Annotated in this window: 21 protein-coding genes and 1 tRNA gene; 12 read left to right on the top strand and 10 right to left on the bottom strand. The window is 36.1% G+C overall.

Annotated features, from left to right (window positions below; all coding sequences use genetic code 11):
* Nucleotides 1–26 precede the first annotated feature (26 nt).
* Nucleotides 27–512: a low molecular weight protein-tyrosine-phosphatase gene (locus MM214_RS13665; RefSeq protein WP_241296191.1), complete on the bottom strand. Its 486-nt coding sequence runs from the start codon at nucleotides 510–512 to the stop codon at nucleotides 27–29.
* Nucleotides 513–826: 314 nt separating this feature from the next.
* On the opposite strand from MM214_RS13665, the gene MM214_RS13660 reads away from it, so the two are divergent.
* The 8 genes from MM214_RS13660 to MM214_RS13625 all read left to right on the top strand — a co-directional run bounded on the left by MM214_RS13660 (nucleotide 827) and on the right by MM214_RS13625 (nucleotide 8,502).
* Nucleotides 827–1,255, top strand: a complete 429-nt coding sequence (locus MM214_RS13660; protein WP_241296190.1) for a Fur family transcriptional regulator — start codon at nucleotides 827–829, stop codon at nucleotides 1,253–1,255.
* Nucleotides 1,256–1,271: 16 nt separating this feature from the next.
* Nucleotides 1,272–1,901 (top strand): peroxiredoxin, encoded by a 630-nt coding sequence (locus MM214_RS13655; protein WP_241296189.1) that lies wholly within the window; start codon nucleotides 1,272–1,274, stop codon nucleotides 1,899–1,901.
* A 130-nt stretch (nucleotides 1,902–2,031) separates the two neighbouring features.
* A complete protein-coding gene (locus MM214_RS13650) occupies nucleotides 2,032–3,270 on the top strand; it encodes a 3-deoxy-D-manno-octulosonic acid transferase (protein WP_241296188.1) in 1,239 nt (412 codons plus the stop codon).
* A gap of 104 nt (nucleotides 3,271–3,374) precedes the next feature.
* Nucleotides 3,375–4,301, top strand: a complete 927-nt coding sequence (gene rsgA, locus MM214_RS13645) for a ribosome small subunit-dependent GTPase A (RefSeq protein WP_241296187.1) — start codon at nucleotides 3,375–3,377, stop codon at nucleotides 4,299–4,301.
* Between the two features lie 61 nt (nucleotides 4,302–4,362).
* Nucleotides 4,363–4,866, top strand: coding sequence for a phosphoribosyltransferase family protein (locus tag MM214_RS13640; RefSeq protein WP_241296186.1), 504 nt, complete (start codon nucleotides 4,363–4,365; stop codon nucleotides 4,864–4,866).
* Nucleotides 4,867–4,872: 6 nt separating this feature from the next.
* A complete protein-coding gene (panB, locus tag MM214_RS13635) occupies nucleotides 4,873–5,694 on the top strand; it encodes a 3-methyl-2-oxobutanoate hydroxymethyltransferase (RefSeq protein ID WP_241296185.1) in 822 nt (273 codons plus the stop codon).
* 79 nt (nucleotides 5,695–5,773) lie between these two features.
* On the top strand, nucleotides 5,774–7,780 hold the full coding sequence (locus tag MM214_RS13630) for a tetratricopeptide repeat-containing sensor histidine kinase (RefSeq protein ID WP_241296184.1): 2,007 nt from the start codon (nucleotides 5,774–5,776) through the stop codon (nucleotides 7,778–7,780).
* A 104-nt stretch (nucleotides 7,781–7,884) separates the two neighbouring features.
* Nucleotides 7,885–8,502 (top strand): response regulator, encoded by a 618-nt coding sequence (locus MM214_RS13625; RefSeq protein WP_241296183.1) that lies wholly within the window; start codon nucleotides 7,885–7,887, stop codon nucleotides 8,500–8,502.
* Nucleotides 8,503–8,553: 51 nt separating this feature from the next.
* Here the strand turns inward: MM214_RS13625 and MM214_RS13620 are convergent, their stop codons facing one another.
* Entirely contained in the window at nucleotides 8,554–9,585 is a 1,032-nt protein-coding gene (locus tag MM214_RS13620; RefSeq protein WP_241296182.1) for a hypothetical protein, read from the bottom strand.
* Nucleotides 9,586–9,706: 121 nt separating this feature from the next.
* Nucleotides 9,707–11,848 carry an FG-GAP-like repeat-containing protein gene (locus MM214_RS13615; protein ID WP_241296181.1) on the bottom strand — a complete coding sequence of 714 codons (2,142 nt, stop codon included), beginning with the start codon at nucleotides 11,846–11,848 and terminating at the stop codon, nucleotides 9,707–9,709.
* Nucleotides 11,849–11,975: 127 nt separating this feature from the next.
* On the opposite strand from MM214_RS13615, the gene MM214_RS13610 reads away from it, so the two are divergent.
* From MM214_RS13610 to MM214_RS13600, 3 genes are all read left to right on the top strand, one after another.
* On the top strand, nucleotides 11,976–13,274 hold the full coding sequence (locus MM214_RS13610; protein ID WP_376856846.1) for a UDP-N-acetylmuramoyl-tripeptide--D-alanyl-D-alanine ligase: 1,299 nt from the start codon (nucleotides 11,976–11,978) through the stop codon (nucleotides 13,272–13,274).
* A gap of 112 nt (nucleotides 13,275–13,386) precedes the next feature.
* Nucleotides 13,387–14,067, top strand: a complete 681-nt coding sequence (locus tag MM214_RS13605; RefSeq protein ID WP_241296179.1) for a DUF2461 domain-containing protein — start codon at nucleotides 13,387–13,389, stop codon at nucleotides 14,065–14,067.
* Nucleotides 14,068–14,450: 383 nt separating this feature from the next.
* Nucleotides 14,451–14,523: transfer RNA gene (locus tag MM214_RS13600), tRNA-Met, on the top strand.
* A 384-nt stretch (nucleotides 14,524–14,907) separates the two neighbouring features.
* Here MM214_RS13600 and MM214_RS13595 read toward each other — a convergent pair.
* From MM214_RS13595 to MM214_RS13585, 3 genes are all read right to left on the bottom strand, one after another.
* Nucleotides 14,908–15,231 carry a hypothetical protein gene (locus tag MM214_RS13595; RefSeq protein ID WP_241296178.1) on the bottom strand — a complete coding sequence of 108 codons (324 nt, stop codon included), beginning with the start codon at nucleotides 15,229–15,231 and terminating at the stop codon, nucleotides 14,908–14,910.
* A 67-nt stretch (nucleotides 15,232–15,298) separates the two neighbouring features.
* Nucleotides 15,299–16,321, bottom strand: a complete 1,023-nt coding sequence (locus tag MM214_RS13590) for a hypothetical protein (RefSeq protein ID WP_241296177.1) — start codon at nucleotides 16,319–16,321, stop codon at nucleotides 15,299–15,301.
* A gap of 38 nt (nucleotides 16,322–16,359) precedes the next feature.
* Entirely contained in the window at nucleotides 16,360–16,767 is a 408-nt protein-coding gene (locus MM214_RS13585) for a hypothetical protein (protein WP_241296176.1), read from the bottom strand.
* Between the two features lie 87 nt (nucleotides 16,768–16,854).
* On the opposite strand from MM214_RS13585, the gene MM214_RS13580 reads away from it, so the two are divergent.
* Nucleotides 16,855–17,154 carry a DUF6804 family protein gene (locus MM214_RS13580; RefSeq protein WP_241296175.1) on the top strand — a complete coding sequence of 100 codons (300 nt, stop codon included), beginning with the start codon at nucleotides 16,855–16,857 and terminating at the stop codon, nucleotides 17,152–17,154.
* Between the two features lie 5 nt (nucleotides 17,155–17,159).
* Here MM214_RS13580 and MM214_RS13575 read toward each other — a convergent pair whose 3' ends face one another.
* The 4 genes from MM214_RS13575 to MM214_RS13560 form a co-directional block, all read right to left on the bottom strand.
* Nucleotides 17,160–18,107, bottom strand: coding sequence for a phage/plasmid replication domain-containing protein (locus tag MM214_RS13575; protein ID WP_241296174.1), 948 nt, complete (start codon nucleotides 18,105–18,107; stop codon nucleotides 17,160–17,162).
* Complete coding sequence (locus MM214_RS13570; RefSeq protein WP_241296173.1) at nucleotides 18,100–18,312, bottom strand: hypothetical protein; 213 nt, start codon at nucleotides 18,310–18,312, stop codon at nucleotides 18,100–18,102. Before MM214_RS13570 ends, MM214_RS13575 begins: the two co-directional genes overlap by 8 nt.
* A 4-nt stretch (nucleotides 18,313–18,316) precedes the next feature.
* Nucleotides 18,317–18,604: a helix-turn-helix domain-containing protein gene (locus MM214_RS13565; protein WP_241296172.1), complete on the bottom strand. Its 288-nt coding sequence runs from the start codon at nucleotides 18,602–18,604 to the stop codon at nucleotides 18,317–18,319.
* A gap of 80 nt (nucleotides 18,605–18,684) precedes the next feature.
* Nucleotides 18,685–19,509, bottom strand: a complete 825-nt coding sequence (locus MM214_RS13560; RefSeq protein WP_241296171.1) for a hypothetical protein — start codon at nucleotides 19,507–19,509, stop codon at nucleotides 18,685–18,687.
* Nucleotide 19,510 lies beyond the last annotated feature (1 nt).

The following is a 19,510-nucleotide window of genomic DNA, read 5'->3' as shown; positions in this document are numbered from 1 at the left end:
AGGTAGATTTGTGCAGTTTTTAAAAATCAAGCATGTACTTGATGCTCTTGTTTCAAAAATTCTAAAAAATGATTGATTGCATCGTCTAGAATTTCATATACTTCTTCGAAGGCTTCCATGCCTCCATAATAAGGGTCTGGTACTTCTAGTGAGTCTGATGAAGATTGAAACTCTCGAATCAAATGCAACTGATCGTGATTTAGTCCATTGCGGTTGATAAGTTTTTCTACATTCACTTTGTTAGACTTATCCATGGCCAAAATGTAATCAAACTCTCGGATATCTACCCTATTGATCTGTCTGCCTCTGTGATTAATATCAATATTCCTTTGATTGGCGCATTTGATAGTTCTCTCATCAGGAAGCTCTCCGATATGGTAATCGGAAGTTCCACAACTGTCACTTTTGAATAGATGATGAAGGTTTTGTGCTTTGACTTTATGCTCAAAAATAGCCTCTGCTAAAGGAGATCTGCAAATATTGCCAAGACATACGAATAAAACTTTTACCATCGAATCTTCAAAATTTATTGCTTGTTGTGAAAGTAAGGTACAAGTTAGGAAAAAATTAAACACTAATTCAAACCGACCCAATCAAAAATCAACCTTTGTGAAAAAATAGCAGCAAATATAATTTTGTATATTCTCTATTTCAGCCAAATTCAAGCGTGGTAATGAGCTTAAAATGCCATATTTTGAATCAGTTTTTATAGAGTGTTCGATTGCTACCAAATAATGTATGGCGATTTTTTTGTTCATTTTTCAATAATTACTATCTTTGTGTAATAATTCGTAAATAATAATTATTATTAATTGAAAATATTTTAATGAACCTTGCTTTAATCAAAGAGAAGATTACCAATTGTGGATTGAAATTCACACATCAGCGCATGGTGATATTTCTTGCATTGACAAAGTCAGAATCTCATCCTTCTGCAGAGCAAGTTTATGAAGAGATCAAAGGCAGCAATCCTTCCATTTCGATAGCTACAGTCTACAAGACATTAGATAGCTTTGTGCAGGCTGGGTTGTTAAGAAAGACAATAGACCAAAATGGAGTAATGAGATTTGACTCCAAACTTGATGCTCATAGCCACCTATATTGCAAAACCTCCCATGAGATCAGAGATTATGAGAATGAAAAGCTTGAAAAGTTATTGCAAGACTTCATTGAATCCAATGATTTTGACGGGTATGAGATAGATGAGATCAATGTGGTATTCAAGGGTCACAAAAGAGAAAAAACTATTAACTAATAAAAACACAAAAAACATGTCATTAGTAGGAAAAAAAGCACCTATATTCAGTACAGCTGCAGTAATCAACGGAGAGGAAATCGTTGAAAACTTCTCTCTAGAGCAGTACATTGGCAACAAAGAAGTGGTATTCTTCTTCTATCCAAAAGACTTTACATTCGTGTGTCCAACAGAAATTTTGGCATTTCAAGAGAAATTGGCTGAGTTTGAGAAAAGGGGCGTAGCAGTAGTTGGAGCTTCTACAGACACCGAAGAGACTCACCTTGCATGGTTGGGCACTCCGAAGTCACAAGGCGGTATCGAAGGCGTCACTTATCCACTAGTAGCAGATACAGCAAAGACTATCGCTCACAATTTCGGAGTACTTGCTGGAGAGTGGAACTACAACGAGGAAGGAGAGTTGAAATTTGAAGGTGCACCTGTCGCATTCAGAGGTACGTTCTTGATCGACAAGAATGGTGTCGTAAGACAAGAGACTATCAACGACCTTCCATTAGGAAGAAATATTGACGAGATGATTAGACTTGTAGATGCACTTCAGCACGTAGAGAAGTTCGGAGAAGTTTGTCCTGCAAACTGGGAAGAAGGAAAAGAAGCAATGACCGCAACTAAAGAAGGAGTTTCTGCTTATTTGAGCAAAAACTAATTTATTTTGATAAAAATTGAAATTAGCCTCGATTCATAACAATCGAGGCTTTTTCATTTAAAAATATTTTCATTTCTTGCTTAAAGTTTCTCACAAACCGAAATCGAACCTCAAAACCAACTTTTACCACATGAAAATCATCTATAACTTTTCCATGTTTTTGTTTTCGATCCTAGTAAAATTGCTTCAAAATAGCAGACCTAAGATCAAGCAATTTGTACAAGGAAGAAAAGAAGTACTGGATCATATTCAAGAATTCAAATCCAAATTTAAGGAAGATGTGGCTTGGTTTCATGTAGCTTCATTAGGCGAGTATGAGCAGTCTCGACCAGTCATTTTACATTTCAAAAAGAAGAAGCCAGAAGTGAAAATTGCAGTTTCGTTTTTCAGTCCTTCTGGATATGAGCATGTGAAGCGCAAAAACAAAGGAGAGGCTGACTTGTTATTGTATTTACCCATCGATACACCAAAAAATGCAAGAGAGTTTTTAAGTGAGTTGAAACCGAAATATGCTTTTTTTGTAAAATATGATCTTTGGGCTAATTATATCTTTGAAGCAAAAAGACAGCAAATACCACTTTACCTATTTTCAGCAGCGATGCGAGAAGATCAAGTATATTTTCAAGTGTTCGGAGGGTTTTTTAGAAAAATTTTACAATCGTTTGATCATATTTTTACCCAAAATGAGAGAAGCATAGATTTGCTTCATCAGATAAACATCAGCTCATGCACACATGTAGGAGATACGAGGTTTGATCGGGTAAATCAGATTAGTTCATCACCCACTCGATATGAGGAAGTGGAATTATTTTGTAACAACATTAGAACCATTGTGTTAGGCTCTGTATGGGAGGCTGATATGGATGTTTGGATTCCATGGATCAATAGTTCCCAAGGATATAAATTTATCATTGCTCCCCATGACATTGATCAAGTACAGATTGATAAGTGGATGAATCAAATCACCCTACAGTCTACAAAGTTTTCTTCTAAATCGCCTATTCTGAGAAATGTGGATGTGCTATTTATTGACAATATTGGAATGCTTTCCTCATTGTATCAATATGCTTATATTGCTTATGTAGGTGGTGCATTCGGAAAAGGACTCCACAATATTCTTGAGCCTCTGGCTTTTGGTATTCCTGTCCTTTTTGGCGAACTTCGCAAGCCTAAAAAGTTTCCCGAAGCTTGTATAAGTATAGAGTATGGAGCAAGTGGAACTATAGCAGATCTGGAAGCATTGAATACCACAATCACTGCACTGGAAGATCCTGAGTTGTATGAAAAGACCTGCGAAGCTTCGCGTCAATTGGTCAAAGAAAATCTAGGAAGTGCAAGGAAGATAGTGGAAAAAGTTCTTAGTAGTTAACTTTATTATGGATGGGGGAGCAAGAGGTTCTTCTTTGGTTCCTCTCTTTATTTTATTAGAGTATGCCATGCAAATGCTGTCCTTTGTGAAAAAATAATTGCAAAATGAAAGGTAGAGTGATCAAATCGACTGGCAGTTGGTACCTGGTAGAAACCAGTGAGGGGCTTGTAAAGTCAAGACTACGAGGGAAATTCAAACAGGACAATTTAAAACTGACGAATCCCATAGCGGTAGGTGACTTCGTGGAAGTATGCCAAGAAGCAGATCAACCTACATGGACGATTGATGAAATTCTCCCAAGAGAGAACTATATCATCCGAAAATCCACACGAAAGTCACATTTTTCTCATATCATAGCTTCAAATATAGATCAAGCATTCCTGATAGTTACTATTCGGAACCCACGTACCTCTCTTGGTTTTATTGATAGATTCTTGGTGAGCACTGAGAGTTTTAGAATTCCCACGACGATCATAGTAAACAAAATGGACATGGTGGAAAAAGAAAAGGATCTCGACTACCTGCAAGATATTCACGAAATCTATGAGCCGCTAGGTTATCCAGTTATAGAGACAGTGGCGATTGATGAAGATGGATTGGGTGATGTTTTCGATTCACTTCTTCAGGGAAAGACAACCCTGCTCTCTGGTCATAGCGGTGTAGGAAAATCTACTCTACTGAATAGACTCATTCCCAAAGCAGCTCAGGCAACACAGGAGATATCTAAATTTAGTGCAAAAGGTGTGCATACCACCACTTTTGCCGAGATGTTCTCACTAGAGGAACATGGAGGATATGTCATAGACACCCCTGGGATCAAAGAATTTGGGATTTTAGATATTGATGAGTTTGAGCTCTCTCATTACTTCCCAGAGATGAGGCAGTACTTGGGACAATGCAAATATAATAACTGCAAACACCTCAACGAACCAGGATGTGTAGTACTGGAAAAGTTGGAAGAAGGATACATTCATCCTTATCGATATGATTCCTATGTCAATATACTACATGAAGAAGATGGGCATCGGTAGTTTTTGATGTTAACTTCAATTAGCGTAATTTCCCATTTCAAAACCAGATTAAGCAATTCAAATGTCTGAAAATAGAAGTCAAGTCCTGGATCATAGACAAGTGAATCAAAAGATCACTAGAATGGCCTATGAAATCTATGAACGCAATGCCTCGGAAGAAGAGATTGTATTTGCTGGTATATCCGGAATGGGATATACTTTGGCCAAATTGTTAGCAGATAATCTTCAGCAGATCTCACCAATCAAGCCAGTGGTAGTGGAAGTCAGACTTGACAAAAGTAGTTTGATTCAAGGGGAAGTCAGCCTTTCACCTGATGTGGCTCCAGCTGACAAATGTATCGTTTTGGTAGATGATGTGCTCAATACAGGTAAGACACTTGCTTATTCACTCAAGCCGTTTTTAGAGATTACAATGAAAAAAATGGAGATTGCAGTGCTCGTAAATCGAAGCCATAAGCTGTTTCCTGTATCTCCAGATTATACTGGACTGGAACTGTCCACTACACTCAGTGAGCATATTGCTGTCGATCTGAGTCAAGAACCATATACTGTATATTTACATTAAATTCTCATGTCTGTACATCCGTCTTCTAATATCAAGAGAATCACAACACACATCCTTCAAGAGATGAAAGGTCGTGGAGAAAAGATTACCATGCTCACAGCTTATGATTTTTCTATGGCAGGTATCATTGACGCTGCGGGAATAGACATCATACTTGTTGGAGATTCTGCATCGAACGTGATGGCAGGTCATGAGACTACGCTCCCCATCACACTGGATCAAATGATCTATCACGCCAGCTCAGTAGTAAGAGGGGTAAGAAGGGCATTCGTGGTAGTAGATATTCCATTTGGCTCTTATCAAGGGAACAGTTCAGAAGCATTGAGATCTGCCATCAGAATCATGAAGGAGTCAGGGGCTCATGCTGTCAAAGTAGAAGGTGGTGCTGAGATCAAAGAGTCTGTGACGCGAATACTCAGTGCGGGAGTACCTGTAATGGGACACTTGGGATTGACTCCTCAGTCAATATATAAATTTGGTACATACACGGTCAGAGCAAAAGAAGAAGAGGAGGCTAATAAGCTTCTAGAAGATGCGAAAATCCTCGAAGAGTCTGGTTGCTTCGCCATAGTGCTCGAAAAAATCCCCGCCAAACTTGCGAAAAAAGTCGCAGAAACAGTCAGTATACCAGTGATTGGAATCGGAGCTGGCGGTGATGTAGATGGTCAAGTGCTGGTGGTTCATGATATGTTAGGTATCACTCAGGAGTTCAAGCCTCGATTTTTGAGACAATATGCAGATCTCAGAGGGATGATGACTCAGGCAGTGGAAGATTATGTGAAAGATGTAAAAGCGAAAGATTTTCCAAATCAAAGCGAGAGTTATTGAATCTCGATAATTAGAAAATAAATTATCGGAAAAAGTAATAATTCAGCTATATTGTCTTGCTATTACTCAAATTTGCAAGATGATGAAATATCTGAGTGTAAGGATATATGCCTTATTTTTGTGCTTTATTCTAAGTATCTTCAAAGGCCATACTCAAAATCAAGCCATTATTGATAGTCTTCAGTCTGTCATTGATGCTTCTATTACTGACAGTGTAAAAGCAGAAGCATTGATGGATTTGGCTTGGCAGCAAATGTATGCTGACCACCCAGAGGCACTATCACTCGCTCATGAAGGGATCCGAGCACTGGATAATGTAAGTAGCCTTAGGATCAGGGGATATTCCTATACAGTCATCGGGGTAGTTCATTGGGTAGGCTCTTCCTATGATTCAGCCATATATTACTTGACAAAATCTTCTGATGCCTATCAGGCCAAAGGGGATTTCAGAGGACTGGCCGCAGTTTACAATAACTTGTCAATGGTCTATCAGAATCAAAGTGATTTTGCTAGATCACTTGAATATGCAACACTTGCACTTCAAACTGCTGAAAGTCTACGAGATGAGAAGATGATTGGCAATTCGCTATTCACAGTAGGGAACGTTCACTATCTCCTTGAAGATAATGATAAAGCACTTTCATATTTCCAAAGGGCTCTGCAAACCAAAATTAGGGCAAGTGACAAGCACAACCTTCAGAAAATCTACTTGAACTTGGGTTCAACTTATCATAATCTCAAAGACCTGGATTCTGCAGCCTTTTATTATTCCAAATGTTTGGACGTTTCTGAGCATTTGGGGGATTATAAAGCATTAGCCATAGCGTCGACTAATCTTGGAAACCTCGAAATGGATAAGGGAGTGCCTAATGAAGCTATTCTTTTCTACAACAAATCTCAAGAAATCTACAGCTCCAAACTGAAAAACGACTACGATTACGCCGTTTTACTCCATTCGATGGCCAAAGCTCAATTGCAACTTAAACAATACAATTCAGCTGAGGAATATGCAAAGAAATCATTGGCACTTGCTGAAAAGCTCAATGACTTCAAGCGTCTTCATTCAGCACATGATGTGCTGAGTCAAATCTATCAGCAAACAGGTGATTTTAAAAATGCATTTTATAATGTCAAACATGCACAGGTTTTCAGAGATAGCATTTTTAATCTTGACAAAGCAGCACTACTTGCAGACATAGAGACAAAATATGAAACGGAAAAGAAGGAAGCTCAAATCATTCTTCAAGAAGCAGAACTATCAGAACAAAAAATAAAGAATGAGAGAAATCTAATTCTAATCTTTGGACTTTCTGTTATTCTTGTTTTGATCGCAAGCCTTTATATGCTGAATCAAAGTAGACAGAAAAAAGCTAATCAACTAGCCCAACAACAAAAAGAGTTGGAAATCAAAGAAGCTTATATTCATGCAGCCTTAGAATCTCAAGAAATTGAAAGAAAAAGATTTGCGCAAGATCTTCATGATGGCTTTGGACAATTGATTTCTGCCTTGAGATTGAATATCTCTAATTTGCAGGATAGCACCCATGAAGTGGAGAGTCAGGTCGCTATGGTAGAAAAAAGTGAATCGATCCTTGTAGAAATGCATTCCGAAATACGAAACATCGCCTTCAATCTAATGCCTGTCACGCTGATTCAATATGGACTCAAAGACGCCTTAGTGGAATTGGCTCAAAGGATCAATCTTTCGGGAAGAATTTCTGTCATCATCGATACCCAGGAAATGTCAGGTAGACTCAGTGAAATCCAAGAGATATCCTTGTATCGAGTCATTCAAGAATGGGTAAATAATGTGATCAAATATGCAAAAGCGAATAAAATTATAATTCAGCTGGTTCTTCATGAAAATGAGCTGAATCTTTTGATAGAAGATGACGGTGAGGGCTTTGATCCTGATATTCTCAAGAACAACGCTGGCAATGGCTGGAGAAATATTCAATCAAGACTAAATAGAATTAAAGCCGATTTTGATCTTGATAGTTGTCCAAACAGAAAAGGAACTAGCTTGATCATAGATTTACCAATCGTAAAACAAGATTTTTTTGAAAATGAACCAACCTTTGTATAAAATACCCTCCAGCACGGATTTCAAAAGTGTATTACTTGATGTAACTTTTGGAAATGTTTGCAAAGATCCTTCAATCTCTTAAACTCGAAAAAAAATCTTCAACAATGAAAGTGTTTCTTGTAGATGATCACGCAATTCTATTAGATGGTATCAAGAGCTTGCTTGAAAAGGATACTTCGATCCATGTCGTCGGACTAGCAAGTACTGCCGAGAATGCTTTGGAATTTATCAAAAACAATGAAGTTGAACTTCTGATCACAGACTATAATTTGCCAGGAATTGATGGACTTGCATTGGTAAGAATAGTGAAAAAAATAAGCCCTCTTACAAAGATTATCATTCTTAGCATGCATGACGAGGCACATTTGGTAAAGGAAATACTCAAAGAAGATATACAAGGCTACGTTCTCAAGAACGACAGCCATAAGGAATTAATTCAGGCCATTTCTGCTGTCAAAGAAAACAAAATTTATTTAAGCAATGATATCAATCGCATCATTATCAACAGCCTTCAGTTTCCTCAAGAAGAAAGGATGCTCACAGATAGAGAGAGGGAAATTCTAAAGTTAATCGCAAAAGAATATTCCAATAAGGAAATTGCTGAGCAGCTTTTTATCTCCGAACGGACAGTAGAGACACATAGGAAAAATATATTCCGTAAGACAAAGACAAATTCACTAGTGGGTCTTATCAAATTCGCTTATGGAAATAACTTAATATGAGTGCTAAAAAAAGAGCCAAGGTGCAAGCCTTGGCTCTGGTCAGTAATTAGATTACTTCCCTTTGGTCCCAACGACCAAAGCTTTAGCAAACTCTCTTGAGTATTGGGTAAAAAGGTCTTTGGAGGCTGCAATGTAATCTTCTTTGCTCATTTCAATGATCCTAGGATCAAAATCTACACTTGGGACATTTATTGCAAAAAACTTTTTGAATAAGCTAGCCGCTTTTTCCTTGTCAGAGTAGATGTTGGCTGTGTACTCTTTGCTTGAAACAAATTCTGATGATAGACTTGCAGGTGCTGAATTTGGACCTCCTTTTGGCGTGATGAAGTCCATAGTATTGTAGGTGATTCTCATCTTAGGTAGAATTTTCATTGCTGCTGTGGTAGTTTTACCTCTAGTACCAGCATCGATTTCGATGTCCAATTCCACCGTAGAAAAATCTATCGTAAGATTTTGTAATATCATCCCTGCGTTGGTTTCGGCATGGATTTTCTTCAACATTCCATAAAAGGCAGGTCCTCCACCCTTCATTACTGATTTTTCATCAAACATAAATAACGTATGTTTTGGATAAACTTTGATTGTACCAAATCCAATATCACTAGGATCAGCTTTACTCTGCTTTTTGTCAGTTTTATCTGAATACTTTTCCTTTATTTTTTGATAACTGTCTAGTTTATCTACATCTTCCATCTTCAAGATGCTTAGACCTGCTTTCTCTATTTCATTTTCCAGAATTTGATGAAAATCATTGGCAAGAGCTTGAAAATCTGATAGCTCCATTCCTGCATTCAGAATAGTGGTAACTCTTGCTGAGCTAGACTGTCTTCCACCATACTGCCCTCCCTTACTATGAGCCGCCATGTTATTTGCAAATGCGCTAAGTTTTGATTCTTTCTCTACTTGCTTTGTTTCCACATAGGTTTCAAAGCCAATTTGCATTTGAGGGATGTAAAAGGAATCTTGATTTTTCAAGGATTTGTTGTAAAATCCTTTGGCTCCAAATCCATCGAATAATTCTTGAGCAAATAGCGATCCCGCTGACAAGCTCAGCATTGCTACGGATAAGATGATCTTTTTCATGATTGATAAATGGTTTTCGTTGGGACTTATTTTTTCTCCCAAAGCTCATAAAAGTAGCATCATCAAAACATACCATCTACTGTGTAATTGTCCCTACCCTCTAGTACGGATACTGGTCTGTTTAAGGACGGATAATTATTTTTTTGCTATGATACTTTCCATCATTTAATCTAAAAGTCAAAAAGTAAACTCCAGGCGATAGTGTTTTAGTCTGGATGAGCACCTCTTTATTAGCTTCTACCATTTTACCTTGCATCAAAGTTTGCCCTAAGCTATTGATGAGATTCAATTCAGCATGCTGATTAATCAAAACTGTAAACGGACCATTTGTAGGATTGGGAAACACCTTGGCAAGAAAAGAATTACTTGAGGATTCTTCGCTTGATTCTGATGATTTCAAATAATTAATTCCGCCAGCGGTATTGCCTAGCAATAGGTCTCTGGAGTTCTCAAAGGGATCAGGTACAGTAGTGATCCAAGTATTTCTACCTAGCCGAAGTGGTCTGAATTCTTCACCTACTTTGACCAATACTTCTTCTCGGATGTCATGGTTCATAAAGTCTGCTATCCAGAACAACCTCCCTCTTTGATCTGCTGCATACAAGCTAGGTCTTTGACCTTGAACGATGTGTATGGTCAGGTTTCTAGCAGATGGATTGTCTTGAAATCCTAAAAAGTTGTTTTCAATTAATGAGAATTGCGGTGAATTGTTTTCAAAATTGATGCTATAAAGAAGTAGCTCGCCTGTCTGTCGTGACATCAGCATGTAGTCTTGGTTTTGATAAATAAAAAACTCAAAATGATCCAAAGGTCTTGGAGTTACACTTGGTACATTGATCTCAGATAGGCTAGAGTAATCTGCTGTAGATGAGAAGTATAATTTTTTGACCAATGAAAAACTAACGGTATCTGTACCGGCAAGCCAGTGGTAATCTTGTCCTCTGCTCGACCTGTGTGACATCAGTTGCAAATCAGTTAAGTCAAGCCTAGATAGATTGGCAAAATCTTGTTCTAAGAGCTGCCATCTACCATCAATAACTACAAAACGAGTGGCTCTACCGATCACGACATCATTGATTAAAGTATTGGCAGTTAAGATAAGTGATCCGTTTATTTGATTTCCTCTAAAGTAGGGGCGTGAATTTTCTCCTAAATCTACCATTTCATGTTGAAGGAATGGATCAATCGATCCTCCATTTAATGAGATAGAGAAAAAATTGTTACTGTAGTCTGCTCGAAAAGGGCCGGCTATAGAAGATGAGTTGGTGCCGATGAGCAACTTCTCTTTCCAGATCTGTGCTGTGTGAAAAACAGGGAATACAGGTAGATCTCCCATTGTAGGTAGAGAAGTTGAGAATTCGTCAAAAAATGGCTCGGCATTTGTTCCTTTGTTGGGGAGGTAATATAAGGAGTTGCATTCATCCTGACCCATAAGTAGATCCATCACCCCGTCACCATCAAAGTCTGCATAGAGCACCGAATGCCCGCCTGCATGCTCTATCCTTTTGCCTTCATCAATTACAGTCCTTCCCATAGGAAACCCCGCACATGTCACACCAAAGCTGAACTGTCCGCAATCACAAAACTCAAATCCGCCCCATCTTACTTCTGGAAATGCAAATCCGTCAATATCTGCGATACCCTTTCTTTCCATGGAAGTGTTTTTGTAAAATTCAAGAAAATCTCCTGAGGCAAAGTTGAATGTTGCGATATCAAGGTCACCATCTCCGTCAACATCCATGATTAGAGGGATATCCAAGTTGTTGGCTTGTAAGTTAGAGTTGTTGTCTAGCCGAAGGAAATTCTGAGCAAGTTCCCAACTGGGAAAGCTGGCACCTTGTGGGCTAACATTTTTGAATGCCCGAATGCCGAAAGGGCTGCTGGTGAATAGGTCTTTTTTCCCATCTCCATCAAAATCGGCTAAGACCAAGTAGCCACTGACTTCAGTAGGGAAGTAGTAAGACATTTCTGGAAGGTGCTGAAGATTTCCATCCACTTGTTGAAAAACCAATACCTGTCTAGAATTGATATCCCAAATGACTAGCTCATCCTCACCATCTCCATTAAGATCCATGGTCTGCACCTGCGCAGCATTCAGACCTCCCGCCCAACCAAGAGGAAGTATGCTCCCATCTTTTTCAATGGCAATAGACTGGTCATACTCGAATGCCGCTTGAGCATAGGTATTCATTTGACCAAAAAAAATACTTAGTAAAATCAAGCAGACCAGTATACATTTTAAAGACTTGATATTATTTTCCATGATCAAAATTGGGACGGAACATCTTGTGAAGTTCGAATATTGAAAATCATTTCCTCAAATTAACGATGTATTGTTGAAATTGATGTCACGAATACCGTAATTTTAGCTTTCAATCTTAGAAATCATGATAAGTATCGCTACCCTTTACCAGCATTTCCTCCAGTCCACAGGTGTCAGTACAGACACACGGAAGATAGGGCAGGGAAATATGTTTTTTGCACTCAAAGGACCGAATTTTAATGCAAATGAATTTGCATCCAGAGCTCTCGAAATGGGCGCTTCGTGGGTGGTCGTAGATGAGGAGGCTGTTGTGCCTTCAAAAAAGGATCAGTACCTGCTTGTAGATGATGTGCTTACGGCACTTCAGCAATTGGCCAATCATCACCGCAGACAGCTTGATATCCCAGTGATAGGGCTTACAGGTAGCAATGGGAAGACGACTTCCAAGGAACTTCTACACGCTGTTCTTAAAAAGAAGTACAATACTTCTGCTACTTTGGGTAATTTGAATAATCACATCGGTGTACCCTTGACATTGTTAGCTATAGGCAGAGATGTAGAAATTGCCATAGTGGAAATGGGTGCCAACAAGCCTGGAGATATCAAGGAGCTTTGCGATATCGCAGAACCTACTCATGGATTTATTACCAACATAGGTAAAGCCCACTTAGAAGGAATGGGTGGGCCTGAGGGTGTACTCAAGACAAAAACTGAACTTTTTCAGCATTTGAGAGAAAGTAATGGTGTAGTCTTTATCAATACACTTGATCCGATTCTAGCTAATATGTCCAAGAGATTTGCAAATCCCATTTTGTACCCATCCAAAGGTGATTTTTGTGAGGTAGAGTTCATAGATGCCAATCCTTTTGTAAGATTTAGAGTAGAAAATATGGATAAGTCTTTCTTGAGTGCCATGATCGGTTCTTATAATTTTGGTAACATAGCAACAGCAATTACTGTTGGAAAATACTTCGGGGTATCTATAGAGGATGCTGCACACGCGATAGTTACTTATAAGCCAGCAAATATGCGTTCCCAATTGATCGAAAAGCGAAGTAATCTAATTATTCTAGATGCTTATAATGCAAACCCATCAAGTATGGAAGTAGCAATCAGGACATTTGGAGAAATGACTGGGAAAAAGCACAAAATGGTAATCCTAGGCGATATGTATGAACTTGGCGAAAGCACAGCATCTGAGCATATGAGCCTAGGGGAATTAGTGGGAGAATACGATTTTGATAAAATTTGTTTTACAGGACAGTACATCCAATCTGCTTTGTCAAAAGCACCGATGAAGAGCTTGTATTTTCCTGATCCTTTTTCATTTAGAAATTGGCTTCAAGACTCCAAATTCGAAGATTATCTTATCTTGATCAAAGGTAGTAGAGGTATGAAGCTAGAAGGTTTGGTCGATTTTATTTGATGATCGGAATACCAGTTTTAATTTATGAATCTTGGAACTCCCTAATATGACTTGGTTACTGGTATCTTTGCAGATATACATTTTAATTTAAATTCAGAAAACAGCACAGGCCATGAGCAGACAATACCTAGAATTCCTTAAAGACCTTTCAGAAAACAATACCAAAGAATGGATGGATGAAAACAGGGCTCTTTACCTGAGCGTCAAAGATGGCTTTATCCAAGAAGTCAACGAAATGCTGGAGGAAATAAAAGTATTGGAACCTGGGATGGCAAATTTGAGACCAAAAGATTGTGTTTTTAGACAGAACAGAGATATTCGTTTTTCACAAAACAAAGCACCTTACAAAACTAACCTCGCTGCATACTTTGCAGTTGGGGGTAAAAAATCTGAGGGGCCAGGGTATTATTTGCATATTCAGCCTGGGAGTAGTTTTATAGCAGGAGGGGTCTGGATGCCTTCAGCGGAAGTCTTGAAAAAAATCAGGCAAGAAATAGATTACTCAGGAAACCTTCTAGTTGACATCCTAGAAAATCCAGATTTCAAAAGTTGGTTTTCAGGAATCGAAGGAGATCAACTTAAGACGAGCCCAAGAGATTATGATTCAGATCACCCTTATATAGATCTTTTGAGGTTCAAAAGTTTTATAGTATCTACTCCCCTTTCTGATAAAGAAATTAAGTCTGGAGAATTTAAAGAAAAGACATTGTCTGTTTTTAAAGTTATGAAACCATTCCATGATTTTTTACATCAAGCCATTGAAGATGTGGAAAGTGGAGATGGTTTATTGTAAAGAACTTAAAGGTTTCTTCAAAGAAAGCCATTGTTTTTTCAAAATTTATCAAGCAAAAATTGGAATTAATAAAAAATACTTCTACTTTTGTACCACGATATCAGTAAAAGGCTGATTTAAATCAGGAAATTATATACTCAAATACACTTTAGTGATATTTCTGAAGTCATAAATTAATATTCCGAGAGGGATTTATGACTTCTGAACCCCGAAATCACATCATTCGCAGCGGACATAAGTTCGAGTTCGAAAAAAGTTTGATTTGAAATAATAAAAATATATCGCGGGATGGATCCGCCGCGGCGGATCGTCGGGCTCATATCCGCCGCGGCGGACACGGTTTCGAGTCCACAAAAGATTGATTTGAAATAATAAAAATATATCGCGGGATGGAGCAGTTGGTAGCTCGTCGGGCTCATAACCCGAAGGTCACAGGTTCGAGTCCTGTTCCCGCTACATAGAACCCCTTATACGTTCAGTATTTGGGGTTTTTTCTTTTCAGTAGGCTGTATAGTAGGCTACTAAATTTATAGTAAATAAATATTGAAAGCCTAATGACGCCCAAAAAAATTGAAATTATTGTGATGTAGTTTTAAAATCTAGTCTTCTTGATTTGTATTTGATTCTGGAAAGCTCATGAAGTTTAAAAAATCTTCTTTGCATGTATTTTATGAAAAATACTTTTCAGTACAAGTGGGAATAGAAGACGAAAATCCGAATTTAATGGCCACCCCTTCAAATATTTTTAATTTCCTTTTTTTCAATTTGTATTTAGACGGGGGTAATAACCACTTATTCGGGTTTACACATTTAATTTTATCATAAAGGGTAATTTTTCTGCTAATCTGAGAAAACCTTTCTCAAGCTATTTTTAAATAGTAAACCTTTGGGGGATATTGAAATAAAAGCCTTTGAATAATATTGATTTTGTCTAATTGACTTTACAAAACCTTTACATTCCAATGCTCTAATTATAGCATAAGTTGTACTATTACTTACTTTATTTTCTTTACAAACATCAGACTTAGAGACGATTTGATTTTCTTCCAATAGCCTAATAATTGTTAATAGAACAAATTTTTCGCCAAGTCTTAAATCCTTATTGTGGCTAGTTAAAAAAAATCTCATTCCAGATTCTAAATATTTCAATTTAACTCTATTCATAATTCATAATATATTAAGGATTCGTTAAATGCGGAAGGGTTAATATCTAAAGCATAAAGAAATAATATTATTTATTCAATAATGTCTCACGGATTTTGTCAATATCAGATTTTGTCATATCGTTTGTTTTCATTTTTGATCTACTATGCATCCTATTGATCTCTTGAAACCTTACTCCTACTAATACAACTAAGAATGAAACAATTATAAATAGAACAAATACTTTTAAAGCTTTGAACTTACTTTTAAAAATAAGCTTCCAATACTCCAAATAATTAAAACTTAGATAAATTAAAAAAAATGAAATAATTACCTCAGTCAATCTTAAGGTCTCGTTTGAAATTTTTAATAAAACAAAAGGGTTGAAGAAAACTGCTAGGCAAAAAAAGAAAAATCTATGCCCTTGTTGAATTTTAGCCGAAGGTTTTAAACCTATCCAAATAAATGTGGAACATAAAAGAAATTTAAAAATGACATCAAGTTCTGGATCGTTTAAAAAGAAGCTAGTTAATAATATGCCAGACGTTAAAAATATAAGCCTAATTTTTTTTCTATCTTTTAACTCATTTTTAGAGTCAAAACTCCTTTTCTTAACAGAACCAGATGGTTTGGACTTAATTGAGTTTGAACTTTCCAGTAAATCATCACCTTCAAAGTAATTTAAATTAGTGTTTAAAAGCTCAGTTAAATATTTGGGAACTGACAATTTTTCTGTTTCTTCTTTAATCTCCTTTTTAATTCTTTCATCGTCTAGTTTTAGATTAAGTTCATCTTTTTTTTCTTGAAAAATGGTTTCAATAATTATCTCATCCCATAGCCTTTTTAAATAATCAGAATTCTTTTGGCCAAGTTCTTTGCCAATGTTATTTTGGGTTTGTTCAATGAAGTCTTTGAACTGCATTCCTTTTAACTTCGCATATTCTTTGACAAGGTTCTTTATGGTATTAAGGAATTTAATGTCATCCTTTGCCCTCTCCTCAAAATCGAACATTACTCCCATTTTATGTTCCAAGACTCTGGTTTTAAGTTCTGATACAAGTTTTTTAACTTTTGATTTTAAAAATTTGATTTTTATTGTATTTCTATTCATTTGACTATCAATTTAATTGATTTGTAATTAGCTGCTTTCTACTTTAAATCTTCTATTATCCTAGAATTAAATATTAAAATTGCAGTAATAATTGCTGAAACATTAGAAGCTATAATAATTGAAAAGAATTTTGTAGTGGTATAAATTAAAGAAAAAATAATAATTGATATTGAAAGCAAAATAATAAATAACACAAGAACTAATAACGTCTTTTCCTTATGCTTAGGAGCAATCCAAACCCCACCATATATGAAGCCAATAGTAAAAGCACAATGTGAGAAAATTTCCGTGGTAAATTCTTTAAGGAAGTAAGGTTCTCCATGAACCCCCCATCCTATTTTCAACATAAATGAAATCAAAATATTAGTAATTATGCCGCTTAAAACTGATGTTGGTATCAATAGAGTCCATCTAATTATGCTTTTCCACATTATTTTATTATTCATAGGCAAGTTTTTGCCAAATATATTAACTAAACGAGTATTCAATCATATCTTTATCTTAAAATTATTTATTTTGTAATCTGAAAAGAGATGAATATCAAAGAAATACCAATTAAAATTGTTTTAACTATCCTCTTATTTTCATGTCTGTTTAATTTGCCTTATGGATACTATCAATTAGTGAGATTTTTGGGTTTTTTGGGATTTTCAGTATTAGCTTATCATGCCCACAAAAAAGATTCGCAAATAGCATCATTTATCTTTATAGGCCTAGCCCTACTTTTTCAACCATTCTTTAAAGTTGTCCTGGGGAGACAAATTTGGAGTTTGGTCGATATCATCGTAGGGCTAGGTTTACTTATCTCAATCTTGGCTAAGCCTAAGAAATAATAATCCTAATTTTGGAATTTATCGATTCCCCACTCTCTTAAAATTCCTTTTATTTTTAAATCTAATTCCTTATTTAGTTCAGATTCGTGGGATATTTTTTCGTTAGATCCAATGAGATTTATCTTTGCCAATAGTCTTGAATAGTACTCTATACTATGAAATGCACTTATTGACTTAAGTAACTGAATGTCCCTAGGTATCTTTTCCCTTATTTCAAAAATGCCTATGAAGGTAAGGTAATCAACATAGTCTTTTATAGCTGAAATAAGTTCTGGTTTAAATTCGACTAAGTTGTTTTTCTTTATCTGAAAATAGTACTTAGCCCATAGAGTAATGATTTTTTTACAAAATCTTTCGTCAAATAAGTCTGATACCAAAACTTCACGATTCTCAAAGACGTTGCCTAACTTTCGCTTTATCCTTAATTCATATCTTAGTAGGTTTTTTTCGATTTTGAACCATTCAGGAAATCTAGTAGTTTTATAAAACTCTTTATTCTTATCATAGAAATTCATAGTTTTCAAACTGTTCTTGTAATATAATGAAGTGCTATTTACTAAGCCTCTAAACATTTGGGATTTTTCTCCTAATCCATCAAAATAGAATTTTGGTTCGTATTTCATTGAGAAATTGAAGCCTATGTCAATTCTAGTCAACTTTGCTTTTGAAATCGGTACAGATAGATCATCCTCAATTTTATTAATAGCTGATTTTATCTCTCTGATGCTTAGTTCTTTCAGATTATTGCCTTGATAGAATTTGGGTAAACTACCCTTAATACTAATACCTGTTGAAGTAAGTAAAACATTCAAGTTTTTTAGCTTTCCTCTAACTTTCAGCTCTCCAAACTCTGTTTGTATATTTTCTATACCCTGCAAATTCTTTGCAAAAAGGTCTAGGTCTAATTTACCAACTCGTTCTATTGGAAGCCAAATATGCAATGTATCAATCATTGCTACCTCCTTTTATAATAATGTGGAATAGTTGACCAAAATTGTCAATAATAGAAGAGTTAAAAACAGTTTTTTGACTATTTGAAACTAGCTTACTATACTTGGAATTAGTATCTTTACTTACTGCTTTTGATTGGATACCTTTAGCGGTATTGGCTTCAATTGGAATTAATCCGATTGAGGCCATTTCTTTTTTTAAGACCATCGGATTAATATTTTACAGTTTTTGTTTTATAAAGTGATGCTTCTACTTCGCTGTCTTTATACAAGACACGACCTCCAATTAAGTAGGATTGTAAAAGCCCTTTTTTGGTAAAATCATTAAGGGTGACAAGACTTATTTTTAGCTTGTCGGCTGTTTCTTTCCTTGTTAATAGCTTTTCACTTGTCGGTGCAGGGCATTGGGACTTAATGTCTTTGACTGCCTCCTTGATTGCGTTGTGAATAATCCCTGATAGTTCCTCAGGGGAGTAGGTACTTAAAATTACGCTTTCCATAATCTTTGAATTTAGTTTGATTCAAAGATGGTAGATTAGAAAAAGATGAAATGAACCAATTATACTTTGGTACAAAGTGTCTAACACTTCTTATGATAATATTCTCCATCTTCAGGTTTAGAAGCCTTAACAGAGGAAAGTGAAATTGGTAATCCAAAGTTTTTCTTTGCTATTTCCTTTACTTCTTTCTCAGTAAACTTAATTGTAAGCTCCTTTAGGCCAACCCACTTTATTAAACTCGCTAATTGAATCTTCCCATTTTCTTTAGTTCCTACCCATACAGATAAGTCATCCGAAAGAAGCCCTTGTTTAAACAGGCAATTCAGTAATTCAAAATATTTTGAATCATTTCCAAATTGATTCTGAAAAGCTAATTTCAAGTCATTTCTAAATGGTTTATCAAACTTTCTTGTAGAATTTGATTTAGATGGTATTTTCTTTAAATCGCTAACTTGCTTTTCCAATAAAAAAAGTCCTAAGTTCAATAATTCCTCTTTTTTCTCAGAAATATAAATAAGAATATAATTTTCAGGGATTTCAGGCTTTGGAAACCTTAAAGTACTAAAATCAACCAATTCGTAGTATATGGGGTATAGCTCTAATTCAACATTATCAAATTCCAGTAATATTTCATCCTTATCCAAATTGTCAAGCCCCCTTTTCAAAGAAGTTGGATTGTCTTTATATTTTTCCAATGTTTCTTTTTCAAGTTCTTGAAAATATTGATTAAAAAGGGAAACAGGATCAGTTGGTAAAACCCAATTGTTTTTAATAGCTAATGGCTTATATTTTGCAATTGAATTTTTAAAGTTACTTTTTAGATTTTCCAACCAAATTTTTTCAAGTTCTTCTTGGGTTTTATGTGTGGGTTCGGGTAATTCGAATTCAATTTCTTCTAAATCCATA

The sequence above is a fragment of the Belliella kenyensis genome, from assembly GCF_022549675.1.
Classification (GTDB): Bacteria; Bacteroidota; Bacteroidia; order Cytophagales; family Cyclobacteriaceae; genus Belliella; species Belliella kenyensis.
Note: the sequence above shows the minus strand (reverse complement) of the source record. Positions and strands in the feature narration are given on the sequence as shown.

What these genes read in the sequence shown, in the direction of transcription:
- MM214_RS13665 (WP_241296191.1), bottom strand. Translation starts at nt 512, where the DNA reads ATGGTAAAAGTTTTATTCGTATGTCTTGGCAATATTTGCAGATCTCCT.
- MM214_RS13655 (WP_241296189.1), top strand. Translation starts at nt 1,272, where the DNA reads ATGTCATTAGTAGGAAAAAAAGCACCTATATTCAGTACAGCTGCAGTA.
- MM214_RS13590 (WP_241296177.1), bottom strand. Translation starts at nt 16,321, where the DNA reads ATGAATAGAAATACAATAAAAATCAAATTTTTAAAATCAAAAGTTAAA.
- MM214_RS13605 (WP_241296179.1), top strand. Translation starts at nt 13,387, where the DNA reads ATGAGCAGACAATACCTAGAATTCCTTAAAGACCTTTCAGAAAACAAT.
- MM214_RS13580 (WP_241296175.1), top strand. Translation starts at nt 16,855, where the DNA reads ATGAATATCAAAGAAATACCAATTAAAATTGTTTTAACTATCCTCTTA.
- MM214_RS13625 (WP_241296183.1), top strand. Translation starts at nt 7,885, where the DNA reads ATGAAAGTGTTTCTTGTAGATGATCACGCAATTCTATTAGATGGTATC.
- MM214_RS13585 (WP_241296176.1), bottom strand. Translation starts at nt 16,767, where the DNA reads ATGAATAATAAAATAATGTGGAAAAGCATAATTAGATGGACTCTATTG.
- MM214_RS13570 (WP_241296173.1), bottom strand. Translation starts at nt 18,312, where the DNA reads ATGGTCTTAAAAAAAGAAATGGCCTCAATCGGATTAATTCCAATTGAA.
- MM214_RS13615 (WP_241296181.1), bottom strand. Translation starts at nt 11,848, where the DNA reads ATGGAAAATAATATCAAGTCTTTAAAATGTATACTGGTCTGCTTGATT.
- MM214_RS13660 (WP_241296190.1), top strand. Translation starts at nt 827, where the DNA reads ATGAACCTTGCTTTAATCAAAGAGAAGATTACCAATTGTGGATTGAAA.
- MM214_RS13630 (WP_241296184.1), top strand. Translation starts at nt 5,774, where the DNA reads ATGATGAAATATCTGAGTGTAAGGATATATGCCTTATTTTTGTGCTTT.
- rsgA (WP_241296187.1), top strand. Translation starts at nt 3,375, where the DNA reads ATGAAAGGTAGAGTGATCAAATCGACTGGCAGTTGGTACCTGGTAGAA.
- MM214_RS13595 (WP_241296178.1), bottom strand. Translation starts at nt 15,231, where the DNA reads ATGAATAGAGTTAAATTGAAATATTTAGAATCTGGAATGAGATTTTTT.
- MM214_RS13575 (WP_241296174.1), bottom strand. Translation starts at nt 18,107, where the DNA reads ATGATTGATACATTGCATATTTGGCTTCCAATAGAACGAGTTGGTAAA.
- panB (WP_241296185.1), top strand. Translation starts at nt 4,873, where the DNA reads ATGTCTGTACATCCGTCTTCTAATATCAAGAGAATCACAACACACATC.
- MM214_RS13560 (WP_241296171.1), bottom strand. Translation starts at nt 19,509, where the DNA reads ATGGATTTAGAAGAAATTGAATTCGAATTACCCGAACCCACACATAAA.
- MM214_RS13650 (WP_241296188.1), top strand. Translation starts at nt 2,032, where the DNA reads ATGAAAATCATCTATAACTTTTCCATGTTTTTGTTTTCGATCCTAGTA.
- MM214_RS13620 (WP_241296182.1), bottom strand. Translation starts at nt 9,585, where the DNA reads ATGAAAAAGATCATCTTATCCGTAGCAATGCTGAGCTTGTCAGCGGGA.
- MM214_RS13640 (WP_241296186.1), top strand. Translation starts at nt 4,363, where the DNA reads ATGTCTGAAAATAGAAGTCAAGTCCTGGATCATAGACAAGTGAATCAA.
- MM214_RS13565 (WP_241296172.1), bottom strand. Translation starts at nt 18,604, where the DNA reads ATGGAAAGCGTAATTTTAAGTACCTACTCCCCTGAGGAACTATCAGGG.